Annotated in this window: 15 protein-coding genes; 4 read left to right on the top strand and 11 right to left on the bottom strand. The window is 52.2% G+C overall.

Features of this window, described 5'->3' with window-relative positions; genetic code table 11:
* Positions 1-4: 4 nt before the first annotated feature.
* The 3 genes from JNJ77_08775 to JNJ77_08765 all read right to left on the bottom strand — a co-directional run bounded on the left by JNJ77_08775 (position 5) and on the right by JNJ77_08765 (position 2,554).
* Positions 5-565: a DUF2007 domain-containing protein gene (locus JNJ77_08775; protein MBL8822665.1), complete on the bottom strand. Its 561-nt coding sequence runs from the start codon at positions 563-565 to the stop codon at positions 5-7.
* On the bottom strand, positions 562-1,362 hold the full coding sequence (locus tag JNJ77_08770) for a TatD family hydrolase (protein MBL8822664.1): 801 nt from the start codon (positions 1,360-1,362) through the stop codon (positions 562-564). The genes JNJ77_08775 and JNJ77_08770 overlap by 4 nt, the downstream gene beginning before the upstream one ends.
* 217 nt (positions 1,363-1,579) lie before the next feature.
* On the bottom strand, positions 1,580-2,554 hold the full coding sequence (locus JNJ77_08765; protein MBL8822663.1) for a c-type cytochrome: 975 nt from the start codon (positions 2,552-2,554) through the stop codon (positions 1,580-1,582).
* Between the two features lie 97 nt (positions 2,555-2,651).
* Here JNJ77_08765 and aspS point away from each other — a divergent pair, with 97 nt between their 5' ends.
* Positions 2,652-4,445, top strand: a complete 1,794-nt coding sequence (gene aspS / locus JNJ77_08760; GenBank protein ID MBL8822662.1) for an aspartate--tRNA ligase — start codon at positions 2,652-2,654, stop codon at positions 4,443-4,445.
* On the opposite strand, the gene JNJ77_08755 is transcribed toward aspS, so the two are convergent.
* Positions 4,420-7,593: a PAS domain S-box protein gene (locus tag JNJ77_08755; protein MBL8822661.1), complete on the bottom strand. Its 3,174-nt coding sequence runs from the start codon at positions 7,591-7,593 to the stop codon at positions 4,420-4,422. The genes aspS and JNJ77_08755 overlap by 26 nt on opposite strands.
* A gap of 200 nt (positions 7,594-7,793) precedes the next feature.
* On the opposite strand from JNJ77_08755, the gene JNJ77_08750 reads away from it, so the two are divergent.
* On the top strand, positions 7,794-9,290 hold the full coding sequence (locus JNJ77_08750) for an aldehyde dehydrogenase family protein (protein MBL8822660.1): 1,497 nt from the start codon (positions 7,794-7,796) through the stop codon (positions 9,288-9,290).
* Positions 9,291-9,319: 29 nt separating this feature from the next.
* On the opposite strand, the gene JNJ77_08745 is transcribed toward JNJ77_08750, so the two are convergent.
* Together JNJ77_08745 and JNJ77_08740 are read right to left on the bottom strand one after the other, a co-directional pair.
* Positions 9,320-9,667, bottom strand: a complete 348-nt coding sequence (locus JNJ77_08745; protein MBL8822659.1) for a hypothetical protein — start codon at positions 9,665-9,667, stop codon at positions 9,320-9,322.
* A 109-nt stretch (positions 9,668-9,776) separates the two neighbouring features.
* Positions 9,777-11,126, bottom strand: coding sequence for a trypsin-like peptidase domain-containing protein (locus JNJ77_08740; GenBank protein ID MBL8822658.1), 1,350 nt, complete (start codon positions 11,124-11,126; stop codon positions 9,777-9,779).
* Positions 11,127-11,355: 229 nt separating this feature from the next.
* Between JNJ77_08740 and JNJ77_08735 the strand changes: the two genes are divergently transcribed.
* Entirely contained in the window at positions 11,356-11,676 is a 321-nt protein-coding gene (locus tag JNJ77_08735) for a tetratricopeptide repeat protein (GenBank protein ID MBL8822657.1), read from the top strand.
* A 156-nt stretch (positions 11,677-11,832) separates the two neighbouring features.
* On the opposite strand, the gene JNJ77_08730 is transcribed toward JNJ77_08735, so the two are convergent.
* From JNJ77_08730 to JNJ77_08715, 4 genes are all read right to left on the bottom strand, one after another.
* Positions 11,833-12,324 carry a sigma-70 family RNA polymerase sigma factor gene (locus JNJ77_08730; GenBank protein MBL8822656.1) on the bottom strand — a complete coding sequence of 164 codons (492 nt, stop codon included), beginning with the start codon at positions 12,322-12,324 and terminating at the stop codon, positions 11,833-11,835.
* Positions 12,325-12,416: 92 nt separating this feature from the next.
* Positions 12,417-15,659 carry a serine/threonine protein kinase gene (locus JNJ77_08725; protein ID MBL8822655.1) on the bottom strand — a complete coding sequence of 1,081 codons (3,243 nt, stop codon included), beginning with the start codon at positions 15,657-15,659 and terminating at the stop codon, positions 12,417-12,419.
* Positions 15,660-16,001: 342 nt separating this feature from the next.
* Positions 16,002-17,573: a VWA domain-containing protein gene (locus tag JNJ77_08720; GenBank protein MBL8822654.1), complete on the bottom strand. Its 1,572-nt coding sequence runs from the start codon at positions 17,571-17,573 to the stop codon at positions 16,002-16,004.
* A gap of 42 nt (positions 17,574-17,615) precedes the next feature.
* Entirely contained in the window at positions 17,616-19,265 is a 1,650-nt protein-coding gene (locus JNJ77_08715) for an amidase (protein MBL8822653.1), read from the bottom strand.
* Between the two features lie 372 nt (positions 19,266-19,637).
* Here JNJ77_08715 and JNJ77_08710 point away from each other — a divergent pair, with 372 nt between their 5' ends.
* Positions 19,638-20,495, top strand: a complete 858-nt coding sequence (locus JNJ77_08710) for a sugar phosphate isomerase/epimerase (GenBank protein MBL8822652.1) — start codon at positions 19,638-19,640, stop codon at positions 20,493-20,495.
* A 9-nt stretch (positions 20,496-20,504) separates the two neighbouring features.
* On the opposite strand, the gene JNJ77_08705 is transcribed toward JNJ77_08710, so the two are convergent.
* Positions 20,505-20,963, bottom strand: coding sequence for a hypothetical protein (locus tag JNJ77_08705; GenBank protein ID MBL8822651.1), 459 nt, complete (start codon positions 20,961-20,963; stop codon positions 20,505-20,507).
* Positions 20,964-21,215 lie beyond the last annotated feature (252 nt).

Here is a 21,215-nt window from a genome sequence, read left to right as displayed (position 1 = left end):
TCAGTTAGAGCAGGTAGCTCATTGTTTCTGCAAACACTAGCAACAGCGCTGAGGTGAGCAATACGACTACGGGTATGGTAAGCATGGCGGCATACCATGCCTTGCGTCGATATTCCTGCCCCAGGGGCTGATCCGAAAAGTAAACTCTGCTGAGCATCCACAGGATGAGATAAAACATCGGTGGAAAAGCCAGCGACAACAACGCTCCACGCCAGGCCCGCTGTGCTGTCTCCTCGCGTTCCGACAATTCTGCTACCGGTTCATCGGGATCGGCAGCATCGGGTTCCGTATCCTCGTCTGCTGATTCAACCGCTTCCCTGTTCAGCGCTTCGATGCTCTCGGCATCCATATCGTTAGCCAGTTCTTCCCGGGCCCGGTCAGCATCGCCGGCTTCAACCTGCAGTTTCACGCCACCCATCGCATTGCTGAGCAGCCAATCGGTGGTGATGGTTTCCGCATCAGCAAGAAAGGACGGTATCCCCGCCTGCTCCAATCTGTTGCGAGCCAGGCTGGCAGTGCTGATGCCTTGAAATCGAGCTATGGTGACCAGCTTATGAGGCCTCATCCAGCAAACCTCCGGCACTGCCTGAAGAAGGTCAGTGGATTCTCGTAGACCACTTTCTGAATCACTTCTTCCGCATGCCCACGGCGTTTCATCTCTTGGATAAACTCGGGGACGGCGAGCGGATCGGACTTACCCCAGTCGCCTGCAGAGTTGACCATGATGCGGTCGGTGCCAACGCGTTCGATGATGTCAGCAGCACGGGCGGGGGTACACTTGGTGATGGGGTACAACGTCATGCCACACCAGTGACCTGCATCGAGAGCGAGCTTGACGGTGTGTTCTTCGACGTGATCGATCAGCACCCGATGGGGTTTGATGCGACTGTCGCTCTTGATCATGTCCAGGATCATCCGCGTGCCCTGGTACTTGTCTTCCAGGTGAGGCGTATGGACGAGGATGAGTTCATCGGTCTTCATGGCCAATTCGAGATGTTCCAGAAAAACCGTAGCTTCGTTGCGGGTGTTCTTGTTCAGTCCGATCTCGCCGATGCCTAACACATTCGGGCGATTGAGAAATTCGGGGATAAGCTTGATCACGTCGCGCGATAGCTGAACGTTCTCCGCTTCCTTGGCATTGATGCAGAGCCAACTGTAATGCTTGATACCAAACTGAGCCGCCCGCTTGGGTTCGACTTCAACAAGATGGCGGAAGTAATCCCGAAAGCCTTCCGCCGACCCACGATCAAACCCCGCCCAGAAAGCAGGCTCCGAGATCAACTGACACCCCGCATACGCCATCCGCTGATAGTCGTCGGTCACGCGGGAGATCATGTGAATATGCGGGTCGATGTAGTTCATCGCAAACCACCTGGAACAAAAAGCACAAAGGACTCTACCACCCTGTTGAATAACCGTGGCAGGGTTATCCGTTACTCCGGATGAACCTGCGGGAAGTGAACAACTCCACGTCTCGCAGGGTCATGCATGAGTACATGCATAACCCTGCCACAGTTACTGTTTGTTCAACATGCACCTACTTTGAGTTTACGAAAAACAAGGGTGTCATGTTGAACAGCTACTCTTTGACTTCTTCCGACAACGCCTTCAGAAACGCCACCAGGTCTTTTCTCTCCCGGTCGGTGAGATAAATGGGCTTGTGAATGGGATCGATGTAGGGGTTAGGCTTGGCGCCATCGCTGTAGAATTGGACCACATCTTCGAGCGTACTGAACGATCCATCATGGAAATAGGGAGCGGTCTTGGCTACGCCACGCAGGGATGGTGTCTTGAATTTACCTTTATCTTTCTCCAGTTTGGTAATTTCATACCGGCCCAGATCGATTGGCTTAATTCCCCAACTGACTCCGTTGTTATGAAACTGCTCATCGGTGTAGTTCTTCCCCGAATGACATTTCCAGCATTGTGCTTTGCTTTCAAACAGCCATAATCCCTGTTTGGCTGATTCAGATAACTTGGAGGTGTCGCCATCCACGAATGCATCGACCGGGCTGTTGCCCATCAATAGTGTTCTCTGAAACGAAGCCAAGGCTTTTGCCAGCCGCTCTCGAGTAATTTCCTTACTGCCAAATGCCTGGTTAAACTGCGCGACGTAACTGCTGTCTTCACTGAGTGTTTTCAAAACGTTGTCAACCGTATTCCCCATTTCTGTGGGATCTTCGATTGGCAGCAGGGCCTGCTCTTCCAGAGACTTGACACGACCATCCCAGAAAAAGGCTTTTCCAAAAGCCCTGTTCATCAGCGAAGGTGCATTGCGACGGCCAATCTGTTTTCGAATTCCAATGGCCTTGGCATCTGCAGTGGCAAAATGATGCTTTGCATCGTGACAGGAGGCACACGATATGCTGCCATCAGCCGACAGCCGTTTCTCGTTAAACAGTCTCTTCCCCAACTCAATTTGAGCGGGAGAATCGCTGGACTGACTGAGCGCAGGCAACCCCCGCGGCAACTCTCGGCGTTCCGCTTCATCTGCCAGCAGCATCCAGAACGAGCTGACGCAGATCAGGAAACAGGCGAACACAATACGGTACATGACTGCCTCTTCAGAGGTACGCTACGCAACAGGGGTATTCCCTTTATAATGACGCTTCAACCAATAATTATCCTATCTTTTTGAGCAGAAAGCAATCATGAGCCTGACGCGACGTACTCACACTTGCGGCGAACTGCGTGCCAGCCACGTCGGAAAATCGGTACGATTGAACGGCTGGGTGAATACTACTCGCGTTTATAACGATCAGGTTTTTGTCGATCTGCGTGATCGGTATGGCATCACCCAGGTAGTTCTGGAAGCATCAAGGGCTGAGCTTGCCCAGGCCAGAGAAATTGGTCGTGAATGGTGCCTGATGATTGAGGGCACCGTGCGTGCGCGACTGGAAGGCAAATCCAATCCCAAACTGGCCACCGGCGCTATTGAGGTTGATGCCAGTGCATTCAAAGTTCTTAACCGCTGTCCGCAGATGCCTTTTGATGTCATGTCGGTGCCTCAGGAAAACCAGACCATGGGTGACCCTGACCTGGCTAATGAAGACCTGCGTCTGGAACATCGGTACATCGACCTGCGACGGCCCAACCTGCAGCGAACGCTGGCGGTTCGTCACCGCATGAACAAGACCATTCGTGATTTTCTGGATACGGAAGGATTTCTGGAACTCGAAACACCGCTGCTGGGTCGCAGCACACCGGAAGGTGCCCGCGACTATCTTGTTCCCAGCCGGGTGTTTCCCGGCGAGTGGTATGCCCTGCCCCAGTCGCCTCAGATTTACAAACAGCTTTTGATGGTCTCAGGCTACGACAAGTATTTTCAGATCGCACGCTGTCTGCGTGATGAAGACCTGCGTGCCGACAGGCAGCCTGAATTCACGCAGCTTGATTTTGAAATGTCATTTGTGGAGATGGACGATGTCTTCGACGTTATCGAACGACTGTGTGCAGCGATCTTCCGTGAAACGAATCAAGTGAATATTCCTCTGCCCATCCAGCGCATCAAGTATGCCGATGCCATGCTTCGATATGGCAGCGACAAGCCTGACTTGCGTTACGGCATGGAGATCGTAGAACTTTCCACCTGGGCAACTTCTACTCAGTTCAAGGTCTTTCACGATGCATTAGCCAAAGGTGGCAAGGTGCGGGCACTTTGCGCGAAAGGTGCAGCGGAAACTTACACGCGGAAAAAACTGGATGAACTCACCGAGTTTGTCAAAACCTTCGGCGCCAAGGGGCTGGCATGGATCAAAGTGGAAGCTGACAAGTTCAACTCGCCCATCGAAAAGTTTCTGCCAGCAGAATCGCAGCAGCAACTTCGACAACTGATGAACGCTGGTGCCGGCGACTTGATCCTGTTTGTTGCTGATACGGAAGACTGCGTTTGCCAATCGCTGGGACAGGTGCGCACCCGGCTGGCTGCTGAACTGAAATTCTACGATAACACCAAGCCTGTTTACAAGCTGGCCTGGATCATTGATTTTCCTTCGTTCATCTGGGATGAGGAAGAACTACGGTGGGCCGCCAATCACCATCCGTTTACTGCCCCCATGGATGAAGACCTGCACCTGCTGGAAAGCAATCCCGGTGCGGTGCGTGCCAAGGCTTATGATCTCGTGATCAATGGCTACGAGTGTGGCGGCGGGAGCATTCGTATCCACAGTCCGGAAGTGCAATCGCGATTGTTCTCGGTGCTGGGCATGTCGAAGGAGCAGGCTCAGTACAAGTTTGGCTTTCTGCTGAATGCACTCAGCTACGGTGCTCCTCCACATGGTGGCATTGCTCTGGGCCTGGATCGCTGGGCCATGATCCTGGCTGGCACTTCCAACATCCGCGATGTGATTGCCTTCCCCAAGAATCAACGAGCCCGCGATCTGATGACCGGTGCACCAGCTCAGGTTGATCAAAAGCAACTCAAGGAACTGGGGTTGGTGAAATAGTGGGCTGGTTGGCTTGTCGGTTCGTGCCAGGCCCCAGTACGTGCTCCACGGCCTGAATCAGCGTAGCTGGCGTGAAGGGTTTGGGCAGGATGCCTCGAAGTGGGAACCCTTCAAATCTCTTTTCCAGTTCAAGCGAACCGAAGCTGCTCATGGCAACGGCGGGCAGCGTCGGTTCCAGTTTCCATAATTGTCGCAGGGTATCCACACCGTCCATGTTGGGCATGACCAAATCAATTAAAGCCAGACTGATGCTGCCTCCCTGCAGTCGCAATAAATCGCAGGCGGAATGACCATCTTCTGCTTCAATCACATTCCAGCCCTGGTTTTTCAGTACTCGGCTGGTCAGATTCCGCAAGCTGGCATCATCATCCACGACCAGAATATTCTGGCCCTTCTCTTCAGGATTAGCATGAGGCATAACTTCCCGTACCGCACGTTTGATGGGAAGAAAAACTTTAAACGTGGAGCCGTGGCGCAGTTTACTGGTTAATTCAATAGCGCCACCATGGCTGCGAACGATACCGAGCACTGCTGCAAGACCTAATCCACGGCCTGAAGGTTTGGTCGTAAAAAATGGTTCAAAAACCCGGCGGCGCGTGTTCACATCCATGCCAGATCCGGTATCGCTCACCTCCAGATACAGATACTCCCCATGCGGAAGTTCGAGAGTCATCTCTGCATTCTGGTACGTTTCATCAATGGTTTGCCTACCAGTTCGAACAACAATTTCACCAGGCTGCTCGCCAGTCATCGCATCTGATGAATTACTGACCAGGTTAATCAATACCTGACGCAACTGTGCTTCTTCCGCTTGAATAGGAGGAAGGCCATCGGCCAGTTCAAACTGTAACCTGGCTTTCTTGGCACAAGCGATTCGGAGCAAACCGGATGAAGCCTGCACCAGTTCGGTCAGGTTGACATGCTGCACCTGAATTCTGCCTCGTCCGGCAAAGCTCAGCATCTGTAGACAGAGTTCAGTTGAGTGAATTGCAGCCTGTTCGATGGGCGCCAAGAGGGACAGTATGTCATCCTTACCCTTCAGTTGCTTTTGCAGCAGATTGGCATGGCCCAGGATAACGGTTAGTTGATTGTTGAAATCGTGAGCCAGCCCGCCTGCGAGCAATCCCAGGCTTTCGAGTTTCTGCATTTCGAGGATGCGCTGCTGCCAGCGTCGGCGCTCCATCTCGGTTTGCCGTTCTGCAGTCACATCACGCACAACGATGACGCTGCCTCGCTGATTGTTGACATGGACGCGTGCAATGTGGCCCTGCACTAAAAGCGTAGAGCCATCCTTCTTCAGCAGCCTGCGTTCCTGGATGGGAAGCTGGCCATAGATTTCCGGACCTTGCAGAAATACCTGCTGAACTTCTTCTCTCTCAGAAGGGTGCAGTAGATCCAGCAGTGACATACCTTCCAGTTCTTCAGGCTTGGAGAAGCCGAGCAATCGAGTCAGATACTGATTGGCATGGACGACGATTCCCTGACAGGTCATGAAGATGCCGATCGGCGCCAGTTGGCTGAGCATGCGGTAATGCTCTTCCCGTTCCTCCGAAATGCGGTTCGCCTTCTTTTCCCGGGTAATGTCCTCCAGTGTTCCTTCGTAGCATTGAATCTGGCCAAATTCATCTCGAATTGCACGCGAATGCTCACGTACCCAGAGCGTTTCGCCACCGGGCTTGTTCCACTTGAATTCCAACCCATGTACTTCGCCTTCACGTTCCAGTCGGGCTTGAAACTCTTCCCGCGAATATGCCGGGCCATAAGCGTATTGATTCAGATTCACCCTGGCTGCTTCTTCCACCGTGCTCAGACCAAGCAGATTGAGCACCACAGGATTGGCAAAGGTCAATTGCCCTTCCGGTGTTGAACGGTACAACCCCAGTGGCATGCCTTCGACCAGTCGGCGATAGCGATCTTCACTTTCCTTCAGAGCGCCATGTACTCGCTGCTGTTCTGTGACATCTTCACCGATGCTGAACACACCCAGAGGCTTGCCCTGCTCATCATGGATCAGTGTCGTGTTCCAGTGTATCTGCAGCAGTTTTCCGCTGCGTGTGAGCAGATTACTGTTGCCTTGCTGTGACTGTGTCTCTCTGGGAAACTGATAATCAGGCTGAAAGGTATTGTAAATCGATTGACCCAGCAGTTCATCATGTTCCCAGCCGGTCAATTTACTGAAAAATGGATTGATGTAAGTGATGGTTCCAGTATTGTCCAGAAAGTAGGCAAGCAATTGGACGTGCTCCAGGGCATCCCGCCACATCTGGTCGGACCGTTTCTGATGTGCTTCGACTCGCTTGCGTTCGGTAATATTCAGACTGGTGCCCCACGCACGGACCAGTAAACCGCCTTCCACCTCACCCACCAGCTTATTGAGAAACCAGATGGTATTACCCTGAGCATCAAGTTCCTGCGATTCTGCTTCTGATAACTGGTAGCCATTTTGAATGAATTGTCGCAGATATTCGTGATTCTGGGGATTGCGAGGCAACAGGCTTTCCAGACGCGTCCCCACCATGGCTTGTTCATTCGGATAACCATACAGGCGGGCAGTGCTTTTGCTCACCTCGGCGATATACCCGTACCGGTAACATCGCTCGATCTGTTCTTCCACAGGCAGACCGATGGGAATCGGCATTTCCAACTCTGTCCGCCAGATCGATTCCGACACCTGATCCATAAACCAGTGGTAACGCCGTTCGAGAGTACGCAGATTCAATTCCGCATCGACCTGACGACTGATATCCCAGACCTGAACCAGTTCGGCACTCTTTCCGCCATAGGTAATCGGTGTTCGAACCAGTTCACCGGTGAAAATAGTACCATCGCGGCGAAGCTGCTTGACGAGTACTCCTGTTGAAGCAGGCTGTGGAATACTCAGATTTTTTCTGGAATAGATACCTGAGCTATGTGCAGTCAGAAACTCGAGCGATTGATTCAGCAACTCGCTACGATCATACCGGTATTGCCTGGTAGCAGCATGGTTTACTTCCAGGATGCATTTGGTATCGCAGGCAACAATAAACGACGGCACCGGGTGATCAATCATCCACGACAGATCAGCCAGGGTTTTCAGCCGTGTTATCTCTTCTCGAAGCTGTCCAATCTCTTTTTCAAGTCCTGGGGAACTTGAACGGTTGAATGACACTCAAACTCTCCATCGATGGATACTGTCTACAAGCATAGTTCACGATTTGGACAGGTGACACATTAAATATAACACTGTTCGGCAAAAAGGGTTACGAGTTCAATGATCGAAATTACATTGTGCTTTTGTAGAGATACGCCAGCTTATCCCTGATATGATGTACCTCAATTGCACCAATTGTTCCTCTCCAGGCACCTGTCATGAATGCATCAGTGATTCCTGTCAGCTCCAGGTTTCGAGTTGATCCTGCTATCACCACCCGCATGCGAAACGCACAGGAAAGATGGGCTGCCCGCCCGGTAAGTGAACGACTGCAATATATCCGCAAGCTCAGACATGCACTGCCCGGCATGCAGACTGCTTTTGCAGAAGCTCTCCAAGCTGATATTCACAAGCCTCTGGGTGAAACCATTGCTGCAGAGTTGTTGCCGGTTGCGGGCGCCTGCCGTTTTCTGGAGAAACGAGCTCATGGCATCTTGAAACCTCGTTCCGTTTCCTGGCGCGATGTTCCCGTCTGGCTCATGGGGGAAAAAGACATCGTGATGCGTCGCCCACGCGGGCTGGTAGGCATCATAGGCACCTGGAATTATCCTCTTTACCTCAATGGTGCTCAGATCGTCCATGCCCTGGCTGCAGGCAATGGTGTGATCTGGAAGCCTTCGGAGATCGCACCGCGGACCGCTCAGGTTATGACTGATTGGTTTCGTCAATGCGATATTTCTGATGACCTCGTTCACGTGCTGCCTGCCGAAAGGGAATGGGGCCCAGCGGTGGCTGAAGCGGATATTGATTACGTTGTGTTCACTGGTCACGATACCACAGGCCGCAGACTCGCAACCAGGCTTGGTGAAAGGCTGATTCCATCCACTCTTGAATTGTCAGGGCACGATGCCTGTCTGGTATTGCCCGATGCGAATCTCGATTTAACCAGCCGAGGTATTTACTTTGGTGTTACCGTCAACGCTGGCCAGACATGCGTGGCGGCACGTCGCATTTTTGTTCCCAAGAATCTGCTGGGAGACATCGAACAAAAGCTGTTGAAGTTGCATGAAAAAAATGCCTCCTCCAGACCGCTCGCGATGTCTTCTCAACCGACATTGATCAAGCGTCTGGTGGAACAGGCACAATCGCGGGGTGGCAAAGTGCTGATCCCTGCTCAAGGCAACCTTGAGGATGCGGTTCAATCACTGGTGATTCTCTCCCAGGTTCGCCCCGATATGGAAATCTGCAAGGAAGCACTGTTTGCACCGGTAGCTATGCTGATTCCCTATCAGGATGTCAACGACGCCATCCAGGGCATCAGGCAATCTGACTATGGTCTGGCCATGTCAATCTTTACTCAAGACAGACAACAGGCACGCACCATTGCTGCTCAGCTTCCGTGTGGATTAGTTACGGTCAATGACATCGTGGCAGCAGTGGGCCACCCTGCAACTCCATTTGGTGGCGTAGGCCGAAGTGGCTGGGGAGTGACGCACGGCCCCGAAGGGTTGCTGGAAATGACAGTACCCCAGGTGTTCAGCTATCGCACCAATTCCTGGCGGCCTCACTTTGACCCGATGGGGAGTTCACCCGTCACCAACGATGAAGTTCTCAGTCAGATGCTGCGCTGGGATCACAGTCCAACATTCTGGCAGCGAACCAAATCCTTGTTCGGAATGATTGGTGCGACCCGACGGGCGATGAAGAAGAAGTAGCTTACTCAAACTGAGCAATAGTAGTTCAATCATTCATAGGTAATCTTTTCGACCTTTCCCGAGTTCCAATGCAAGGAGAAGGAATACGTTACTTTTCCGCTTTTCAAATCTTTGGATGGGTCTGAATACACCCATGTTTTTTCGGTCTTTCTGTTTGGATTTCCTAGTTTTCCAACTACTTCTATTTCGGTTTTACCCAACAGCATGGACTCTAATTCAGAACGAACATAAGGCGTAACTCTACCACTTCTTGCAGATTGCGAACCTATTAAAGTAGAAAATGGCCTGGTCTTTGTTGGCACTTTGACAGGCTGAGTAAGGTATCCTGAGGAACATCCTGCTGTGAGGATTATCAACATCGACAAGTATCGAAACATGGCTTGCTGCCTCATTGGAATTCCGCTAGCCACATCTCACTATATCTTATCCCCTCTACTTGTACAGAAGCCTGCTAACACTTATGGGTAGGTACCCAGTTTGGTAACCTTACTCTTTCACAAAACTGCCTCGATGCAGTTGACCTTTTCTGATGATGTGAAACTGCAGGGGTTTGAAGTTTGCATAGTTCTCGTGGTTCAGTACGTAGTTCACATTGTCGAAATTGCAGGTTTCCCAGTTCTGCAATCCAACCAGAATATCACCTGCTTGAATACCCGCCTTGGCTGCAGGCCCCTGGCTCAACACTTCTGTCACCAGCATGCCGCCATGCAGGTGTGCATACAAACGGGTGATCGATTCGCTGTCGGTAGTCGTCAGTTTCAGGCCCAGTTCCCGCCAGAGTGGATCAGCCTGCGTCAGGTCAGCTTTGGATTCAAACGCCCATTCCACCTGCTTCTCTTCCTTGCCTCGGCGATATTTCACCGCCAGCTTTTCACCAGGTTTGGCTTCGAGCAAGGCACGTTCAAAATCGAGACCGCAGGCAATCGACTGGTTATTGACAGTGAGAATCGTGTCACCCGTTTTCAGACCCGCTTTATCAGCCAGGCTGTTTCCCTGTACCTTTTCAACCACCAAAGCCCGACAGGGATTCTGAGCGACAAAGACCTTATCCCGATACTGCAAACCAGTCGGGAAAGCATGACGACGTGAACGGGCGAGCAAGTCACTCACGGTTTCCAGCATGCTGTCTACCGGAATGGCAAAACTGATACCCTGGGCACCAGCACGAATAGCCACATTGACGCCGATCAGTTCGCCATCGATGTTCAGCAGTGGCCCACCTGAGTTGCCGGGATTAATGCTGGCGTTGGTCTGGATCAGTTGTTTGTAATTGACTTCCTTATTTAATACGACATCGCGACCGAGTGCAGAAACAATTCCCATGCTGACGGTATGTTCATACCCAAAAGCGTTGCCGATGGCGATGACCGTTTCGCCAACCATCAGATCGCTCGATGTGCCAAGCTTGATAACCGGCAGAGGTTTCTTCGCATTGATCTTGATGACCGCCAGGTCGGATTCCTTGTCTTTAGCAACCACCACGGCGTCGTATCGCTCTTCCTCGCCATTAAGCCTGACCTGCAGTTTGGTCACTTCATCGACCACGTGGAAATTGGTGACGATGTAGCCTCGAGGATCGAGGATGATACCAGTACCCATGCCATTGGAACGACCACTGGAACCACCCATGCTGCGATCGCCATAGGGGATGGCGGTCATCCGTTCGCTGTGGATATTGACTACCGATGCCTTGCTCTTTTCCACCACGCTGACAATGGCATTGCGTCGGCTTGGCACCGATTCCGGTTCGCCCGCGAAGACTGGCTCGTGAACAGCCAGGGAAACAATGAGGAAGAGAACCCAGGTGAACGAGCGACGGCGGGATGATAAACTCATGGAAGCATCGCTATATGAAGAGTGAACGGCGTTTGGTGGCGGAGCCGATACTGAAGTGAATTTCGTCCTCGATGCCCCTTTTCCTTCATAGCCATAGTCTGGGTTTTACTTCAGTTCTGCGGGTTTTCAGCGGGTGACGAGAATCTTAACTAAAACGCACAACATGCCGCCTATAATGCCCGTACGTTTCGAGTCAACTTTGCCTGCCACAACACCCTACGGAGAAAAAATGTCCAACTCTTCCCGACTGTCACAGTTGCAATCTCTGCTGGCTGATGAGCCGAACGATCCGTTCCTGGGATATGCCCTGGCGATGGAAATGGAATCCGCGGGTGATACAACCGGAGCAATTGAACAATTACAGTCGCTGCTGCTGGCCAACCCTGAGTATGTTCCAGGATTCCTTCAAGTCGGGCAACTGCTCATCAAGGCTGATCGGTTGGACGAAGCCAAGGCAATGCTCACGATGGGCATGCAGACAGCCTTCAAGCAGGCAGATCATCATGCCTATCAGGAAATGGAAGGGATTCTGGCGGGGATTTCTGCATAACTAGTAAGAGTAGTAGACGCGGCTTCCAGCCGCGTCAGCGGAGAATGGGAATTATCTCGACCAACCGAGAGACAGCAGGACTGTTCCATCAGCCAAGTTTAGTGATGTACTCCAACATCCGGTGACGCGGCTGGAAGCCGCGTCTACATCTGATTACTATTTTTCCAAGTGTACCTGAAGCCAGGCGCGGGCGTATCGCCACATGCGGTCTGCGGTGGCGGGTGAAATGCTCATGACTTCTGCAGCTTCGTCTCCCGTCAATCCGACGATAAATCGGAGTTCCACCAGTTTGGCATGATCAGGCTTCTCCACTGCCAAGGCTGAAATAGCTTCATCAATCGCCAGCAGTTGCTCATCGGGCATTCGATCCGGCGGATCATCCAGCGTTACGCGCATGCCACCATCCCGCTTCTTCGTCGACTTCGCACGTGCCCGATCCATCAGGATGCGACGCATGGCAGTGGCTGCAGTTCGGAAGAAATGTGTCCGATCCTGGAAATCCACTGATGCCTCGGAAAGTCGCAGCCATGCTTCATGAACCAAGGCCGTGGCGGAAAGCGTCTGGCCCGGCTGCTCGGATTTGAGCTTGGAAGCTGCCAGCTTACGCAACTCACCGTAAACCTGAGGCAGAAGATTATCGGGAGTCATAATGCTGCCTTACCCATGCTCATTGTCCGTATCAACCTGTAATGTTCCTACACACAAGAGCGTAAAATCGGGGGAAACAGCATCAGACTGAATTATTTTTTCTCAGCAGATTTTCCCGCTGGCTGGCTGGCATCGAGCTTCTTCTGCCAGTCTGCTGCTCGAGTGTCATATCCTTTGCCCGGCTCGGACTTATCCCAGAGTTGGTAGAATTCAACAAACAGTTTCATGCAGTTTCGTATCTCAGTACTTTCAGGTCCACGTAACTTCAGGTAAAGGGCATGGGCCTCCTGAATATTGGCTTCAGCGGCTGTAAACTGTCCCAAGCGTGTCCGGGCCCTTCCCAGATTTTCAATCAAGGCTGCCAGGGTTCGTTCATTGGCGCCCGTTAGCGACTTGCGGGCCGCCGGTTCTGCCTGGGTCAGAAGTTCAACGGCTTCAGCATACCGTTTCTGCTGCAACAGCAGACTGCTGAGATGCCGGGTGGCACTCATGACGATAGGATGCCCGGCCCCGATAGCAGGTCCACCACGTTGAACGACTTCGCGATAGAGCTTTTCTGCTTCGTCATTCTTGTTCTGATCAGCCATAAGTCTGGCCAGATTATGGGTATAGATCATGGTGTCGGGATGGGCAGGCCCCAGTACACGCTGGCTGATAGTCATGGTGTCTCGCCAGTACGGTTCTGCCTCGGTTTCCTTTTTCTGCCGTGCCAGCACAAGACCCATCACATTGTTTGCTATCAGCGTTTCCTGATGATTGTCACCCAGGAGTCGTCGTCGACGTTCCAGCGTTTCCCTGCACAAGGGTTCTGCCTCAGCCAGCTTGTTCTGACCGATCATCAGAACCGACAGGTTTCCCAGGGTGGTAAGGGTGCTGTGATGATCGGTACCCAGTATGCGGCGTTGACTGGCCAGTGCTTCGCGGAGCAGGGCTTCTGCCTCGTTGTTATTACCGTTGCTATTCAATACAGCACCAAGGTTCTGGATGGCCCGAAGCGTGTCCGGATGAACATCGCCAAGCGTTTTTCGACGAATCTCCACTATCTGCCTGAAGTACGTGATCGATTCCTCGAGTTTTCCCTGGTCTTTCAACAAGGTGGCGAGATTATTGGCCGATCGTACCGTATCGCGATGATCTTCTCCCAGGACTCGACGTCGTTTTTCTAAAGTCTCTCGATAATAGGGTTCTGCTTCGTTCAACTTACCCTGATCTTTCAGCAGCATTCCCCAATCATCCAGCGATGTCAGCGTTTCAGGGTTCTCTTCACCCAGAATTCGGCGTCTTTTATCCAGAGCCTCGCGAAATAACACTTCAGCCTCACTGAATTTTCCATTGACGCGAAGCATCGATCCCATATTGGCAATACAGACCAGCGTTTCGGGATGATCATCCCCTCGCACCCGACGGCTCTTTTCCAGGGCTTCCCGATAGTATGGCTCTGCCTCTTTACGCTTATCCAGGGCATTCAGATACACCCCCAGGTTACCCATGGAAATCAGAGTATCGGGATGATCCACACCCAGTACACGTTGCCGTTCTGCCAGTACCTGATGTTCCAGTGTCATGGCAGCCTGGTTCAATCCCAGGTCGTGGTACCTCTCCGCCAGAACATGCTTCAAATTAGCTGACACGACGGGTTGATCCACAAATTGCTTGTCGATAGCTGCTATCGCGGGCTTGAGAATGGTTTGGTCAATCAGATCCAGAGCTGCATCGGTGGTATTTACCCTGCTCCACTGACTTGCGAACATTTCCTGTTGCGATTTCTGTTCCGCTTCCGAGACACCAGTCTTGGATAACGAAGCATTGAATCGCGTGCGAACATCTTCTGAAAGCCGTGTTCCTGCCTGGGCGGGATTAACCTGCGAAAGCATTTTCCCCTGAAACTCAGCAACTTTCTCCAACTCTTCCGCACGGCGTTTTGCTTCAGCTTCTGCCGATTCTGCACGTGCTCTCTGGGCTTCAGCGGCTGCCTTCTGCTCGTCGGCCCGACGACGTTGTTCCGCTTCGGATTGCTGTGCCACGATGGCGGCGTCACGCTCTTTCCTTGCAAGGTTTGCCTGCCATGCAAATCCAATTATGCCAGCCAATAGCGCTGCAGCGACAGCGCCACTGGCCAGAACGACTACCCGGTTCCGGGCGATGAACTTCTGCAATCGATACATCGTACTCGGAGGAGCAGCCATGACCGTTTCGCCGGCCAGATACCGCTGCAGTTCCAGAGACAAGCCATTGGCTGTTTCATATCGACGACTGCGATCTTTCTCCAGGCACTTCATCACCACCCAATCGAGTTCACCTCGCAGGAGACTTACCAGCTTTCTTGGCTCGGTATGACGCAATGCAGCCATCGAGGGAGCCGATTCATCGGTCGAGAACCTGGTCGATGGTTTGGAAGGCTCCTCTTCCCTGATCATGCGAATCATTTCCGTCAACGCTGCTTTCTTGAGTCGCCTGGCATCAATCGGGCGGAAACCGGTTAACAATTCGTAGAGCAGTACTCCCAGAGAATAGATGTCAGACCTGGTATCAATATCTTCGCCGGTCAAGCCAGCCTGTTCTGGTGACATATATTCGAGCGTGCCTACCACGGCACCAAACTGTGTGGAAAGCGAATCGTCAGTCAATCGACCACTGGTGGCCTTGGCCACACCAAAATCAATAACCTTGGGAACTGGTTTACCATCATGGACAGATACCAGAATATTCCCAGGTTTCAGATCGCGATGCACAATCCCTTTCTGATGTGCATGTTGCACTGCCTGGCAGATAGGAATGAACACTTCCAGCCGTTCCCGAATACCCAGTTTGGCATCATCACAGAATTTAGTGAGGGGTTGACCATGCACCAGTTCCATCACAAAAAACGGATGACGATCCTGTGTCAATCCACCATCCAGTACTTTGGCAATATTCTGATGATCCATCATGGCCAGGGCCTGCCGTTCCTGCTCGAACCGCTGCAGAACCAGCCTGGAATCCATACCTGCCTTGATAAGCTTGATAGCAACCTTGCGTTTCACCGGTTCAGTCTGCCTGGCTACCCAGACTTCGCCCATGCCCCCTTCACCGATTCGTTCAATCAGCGTATATCGACCGGCGATGACTTGCCCAGGAATCGGGCCGGACGTTGCTTTGAATTCTCCCGTTTCAAACCCGGAAGTCATTTCCTGGGTTAACGCTTGAACAACATCAGGTGTTGACGATTCTTGTTCCATTAAAGCATTCGCTTTGGCTCGAAGTACCGGATCACCGGCACAAATCCGATCCAGCACTGCTTCTCGCTCAGCTGATGGTGTTTTGATCAACAGTTCGTAAAGGCTCTCGGTTGTCATGCCATTGCTCAATTTCTTTTCATCATTTCAATGGCCAGTATCCGTCATTTCCATTTTGAATACAAGCATGATAAACTGTGGATTCTGGATGTATCCATGTTGAATTGAAGAGATTATGTCTTCTGATAACCGCAATCTGATTGATGAGGTGGTAACACATCTCCGTCAATGCAACAGCATTCACTTCATCTCCGGAGCAGGCGTTTCTTTTGAAGAACTGGTTAGCTGTAGCAGGGTTAATGCATGTATTCATGCATCACCCTGCGAGGCTAAGGTGTTATCGCAGAACAACAGGGTCATTCGGAGTACCGAATAACCTTGCCACGGTTTATCAATTGGCTCCTAAACCGTCCGCGACCGCCAGAGCATGGGCAAGAGCATCATGACCAGCAGCAGGATTAATCCAGTGAGGTACAACCCCGAATGACTCTGGGGTGTCAACAAGCCATGCGTGGCATAACCAGCCTGCGTTGAAGTGAGTGAACCCAGTTTAATCTCGATTCCACGAGCGGTGCCATCCTGCCTGGCTCGCTGGCTGAGGAATTTGATACTGTGAGTGTTTTCAACGGTTGCCGCCAGTTGCTCGAATGCCGATTTCAGTTTGCCTATTTCCCGCACATGGTAGTACTGCCCGCCGGTGGAGGCAGCCAGCCGTTGCAAGGCCTGTTCATCAATGCCATCATCATGAAGTGCAATGGAAAGTTCTTCGAAGACCTCGGTGAGCTTATCAGGCGATTCGATATGGAAGAACTGCCCACCGGTTTCATCTGCCAGGCCTTGAAGTACATTCTTGTCGATTTCCCGACCGGTACCCAGTCCCAACGTATAGATGCGGACATCATCCTGCTTGGCTCGTTCAACGATATCATTGGGATGATGCCTGCTGCGATTATCCAGGCCATCGGTCAGCAGGATGAGCGCCTGTCTGGGTGGTTTGCCTGCACCGGCAACACGTGCAGCGTTCATGGTTTCCAATGCATCCCACAAAGCATCATAGATTGCTGTGTCGCCTCGAGGCTGCAGCGACTGTATCTTGCTTTTCAATGTTGCTTTATCTGCACTGAATTCCTCAGCTGATGAAACCGACGAACTGAATGAAATCAGCGAAGTCTCCGCACCCTGTTCAGGCAACAGATCGATATACCGTAAGGCAGCCCGCTTCAGGCCAGTCATCTTGTTGCGGTCTGACATACTGCCACTGCGATCCAGGACAAGCAAAGTGCGTACCGGTTGTTGCCTGCCCGCTTCGCCGAGTCCAATGGTGTGAACGGGTGTTTCGAGCGATTTGGCAAGCTGAATCACTTCATCCAGTTTGGCTTTGCTGTTCACATCACGGCCATCGGTCATCACGACCAGGGCATGCCGCTTGTCTCGGCCATCCTGATCCATTTCATTCAAAGCAGTTTTGATGGCATCGAAGCAGGCTGTACCGCCCGCAGCCTGGCACTCACTGATGGCCTGGAACAGAGCTCCACGGTCTTTCCGGGCTGCATAGCGGCCATACGGTTCATGGTGAAACAGCACCAGCCCGCAATGTGTGTCAGGGTGCAGCTGATCAAGAAATATCGTGGAGGCCCGTTGTGCTTCCGCCAGTTTTTCCTGCCTGGCCATGCTACCTGAAGTATCGAATACCAGCATGGCCGACGAAGGCACTTCGCGAAGAATTTTCGGCTTAATGCGATGCACTTCTTTGCCATCTTCATACACCACAATATCTGCACGAGGCAGTTCTTTGGCAGGCTCACCCTTGCTGTTCAGAATGCGAAACTTGATGCCCACTTCCGGAAACTGGCTGGTATCAACCACGCCCAGCATCTCCAGCCGATACTCTTCGTCGGCTGACTGTGCACTCAGACCAATCAATGCTGAGGTGCAAATTGCCAGCAGAAATGGAACCATGTTTCGCCGGTACATCGCAATTCCCTCGGCAATCGACAACGAACATTATACCGCAGTTCAACTCGGCAGCGATGGTCGGCGCAGGTGATATCCGGTTTTCTGCTGAAATGCGTTCGTTACCGTGAGCAGTTCACTTTCGCCAAATAGCCGGCCGGTAAAGGTAATGGCCTTCGGCGTTTCGGTCCCATCAGAACTTTTGTTGAACCCGAAAGGCATGACTACCTGAGGATGGCCGGTGAAGTTAGTCAGGATCAGGTCATTGCCTGCGACATACAGGTCAATGTCTTTCATGATGTCGTCCATTTCCCGCATGAGTTGGGTTCTGATACGGTTGGCACGCAAATACTCCACTGCAGAAATCATCTGTGCCTGCTGGAACGTTCCAGGCCAGGTGCCTATGCCTTCCTTGATTCCTTTACGTGTGAGTTCATCAAAACAGGCACCAGCCTCGGCTGTCAGTATCGTGAACAAAGGCATGACTCGCGATTGAGCAGGGATCTTGATCGGAACCAGCTCAACACCGAGATCGCGAAGTGTTCGCAACTCTTCCCGCTCATCAATCGATTTGCTGCTGGCAACATACCCCACCCGCATGGATCGCAGCGGCTTGGGAGAGGGGTAAGTAAATCCACGGTCTACGGTACTCGGATCATCGGCATCAATACCTTGTATGGCATTGAAGATGAATGCACAATCTTCCACGGTGCGAGCAATCGGGCCGATCTTGTCCATACTCCAGGCAAGCGCCATGCAGCCATGCCTGCTGACTCTGCCAAACGTGGGGCGTAAACCGGTGACTCCGCAACGAGTGCAAGGCGACACGATGCTGCCGAGTGTTTCGGTTCCAATGGCAAAACCGACCAAGCCTGCCGAGGTTGCTGATGCTGAGCCTGCGGATGAACCCGATGACCCCTGCTTGATGTTCCACGGGTTGCGCGTCATGCCGCCAAACCAGCCATCGCCCATCGCCAAGGCTCCAAGCGTGAGCTTGGCAATCATGACAGCGCCGGCTTCTTCCAGCTTGCGTGCAACCGTCGCTTTGGTATTGAGAGTTTGTTCTTTGTACGGTCCGGCACCCCAGGTTGTTTTGTAACCCGGATAGGCAATCAGATCTTTGGCGCCCCAGGGTATGCCGTGCAAAGGCCCACGGTATTTTCCCTGTGCTATTTCCTGGTCCGCCTGCTCGGCTTGTTTCATGGCCAGGTCTTCAGTCAGGCTGACGACACACAGCAGTTTCGGATCATACTTCTTCAATCGCTTCAGATAAAACTGAGTAAGCTCCTGTGAACTCATCTGGCTGGTGCGAATCAGGTGGCTCAGGGTGATCATGGAAGCAAATGCCAGGTCATCTTCCGCTCTCGGCTTGCTGACATGCCGTGGCATCGCCAGGCTGATGCTTCCCAGTTCCCGCTGCCCGGTATGTGAAGCCGTAGGCTGAAACACCAGTGCCGGCGGAATGTCATTCTCCAACTTCACTTGCCGCATGGAAGCAAACGACTGCAGTTGTGAAGTCATCATTCCGGCAAGGCGTTTGCGTTCGTCTTCAGTCAGTGTGATGCCTGCAATCCATTCCGCCTGCTGAATCATCTCGGGGGTAACATTGGCACGAGGCTGACTGCCTGTCTGTGCAGCCAATGCCCGCTGAAACGTGGTGGTGCCAATCCCCATTCCTGCAATAGTCTGCACCCAGCGCCGACGTGATAACATGGTTCATTCCGGTTCATGGTGTAAAGGGTACACGATACACGATGTCAGCACGTGAAGATAGCAGCAAAGGATTTGATAAGATGGATACTGACGAGCAAATTGAAAGTGGGTGGAAACCAGATGGTGGCTGAGGTTGCTATGTAGTACATCTCCTTGTTTCAGCCCCAACGGGGCGGGATAACAATCATTCGCATGCGTTTGTCTCGCCCTTTCAGGGCTTATTCTGCATCTGGCTTATTCACCCAGGGCGGTGCCCTGGGCTGAGTTATCCTGGCCCGTTGGGCCTGAGACCAGATTCTTTATTTGGACTGATGGATTGATACCTACTCTGAAAACGCTCACTCAATAAACAAAACCTGAAAAGGTCGCACCATGAAAGTCAGTCTCAGCAGCGTGACAACATTGAACGGTACCCTGGCCGACGATATTGCCTCGTGCGCTGATGCTGGATGCCAGTATCTGGAAGTCTGGCTTACCAAACTGGAAGACTACCTGCAGGGCAAAGGCGCGTGGGCACAGCCATCAGCTATCAAACAACTGCTGAAGGATCGTAACGTTTCATTCATTGGAGCTGCCTACCAGGGTGGCTTGATGTTCTCACAAGGCGAAGCCCGTCGAACGCTCTTTGATCAACTTCAGCGACGACTAAGCCTCTGTCAGGAATTTGGTATTCAAACGCTGGCCATCGTCCCGGATGTGGTGGAAACACTGGAACCGCAGGCCTTGGAGCGGGCTCAGGTCGGCCTGGTCCAGGCGGCCGAACTGGCTTCATCGTTTGATGTAAAACTCGCTCTGGAGTTTCGAAGCAACTCCGGCTGGTGTTCTTCCATTCCCACTGCTGTCGCGTTGGTCTCTTCGATTCAATCGCCTAACCTGGGCATCTGCCTGGATGCTTTTCATTATTACACCGGTCCGAGCAAGCTCGAAGACCTGGCACTCTTGAACAACGAAAATCTCTTCGCGGTGCAACTCTGTGATCTTTCAGGCGTTGCCAGGGAATTAGCTGCCGACGCTGACCGTATATTTCCCGGCGAGGGGGACTTCGTACTTCAGCCCATGATCGACTACCTGAAGCACATTGATTACCAGGGTTATGTCACCGCTGAGATCATGAACCCGGAAATATGGAAGATGAAACCTGTACAGGTAACCGAGGCAGCGTACACCTGTTTGCGCATGGTGCTAGGCCAGGCGGGAATGCCTACGATGTTGCAGGAGGTGAAGCGATAGTTCATCCCGCTAGGATTGGGGGTTTAGAGGGCGCGTGTGCTTGGCATAGGTTTCATCCGACTTCTCGGTATCGAACTCCCAATCAAGCGGACTTCCGATGACCTTACATTTGTCGCAAATCGTACAAATGCTCATCCAGTTAGCGACTTCTTTATCACTGATGCTGTGAACGCCTAAGAAAACCCGCATTCGTTTATTCTTGCAAGAGCACTTGATTAACTCGTAGGTTTCGCCTTCATCGTGTTGTTCCGAATCAGTCACAAATGACTTGGTACGGCATTCGCTGCAAACCAAGTAACTCAGTTCATTATCGTTTCGAAAAACTTGAAAAGTAACACAACCACATGCGCAGGATTGCGGAAGCACTTCATCGACGGAGTAGCCGCCGGGCTCGAGTTCGTTCAAATACTCGAGGGCATCCGCTGCTGTGCTGCCCTTCCACCATTTTCCAGACTTATCAAGTGCCATAGTGGTTGGTCACCGAATTAGAATTATTCAGAATCAGTACTACTCGTATGCCATGGTTTGCGTGTACCCACGCAAACGATTCTTAACACAACTGAGGCCCATTCCGTGCTTGGGTGAAGGAAAAGTCAATTGTTCAGCCAAGTCGTTCTATCGCTGCAGCATAGTCTGCCGGACTTACTGGCAGAGTATGCTGTCCGTGCAGCAGTGATGTCCTATTTAGCCCCCCACTCTTTAAGTGGGGGGCGGGACCGC

The organism is Planctomycetia bacterium, assembly GCA_016795155.1.
Lineage (GTDB): Bacteria > Planctomycetota > Planctomycetia > Gemmatales > HRBIN36 > JAEUIE01.
Note: the sequence above shows the minus strand (reverse complement) of the source record. Positions and strands in the feature narration are given on the sequence as shown.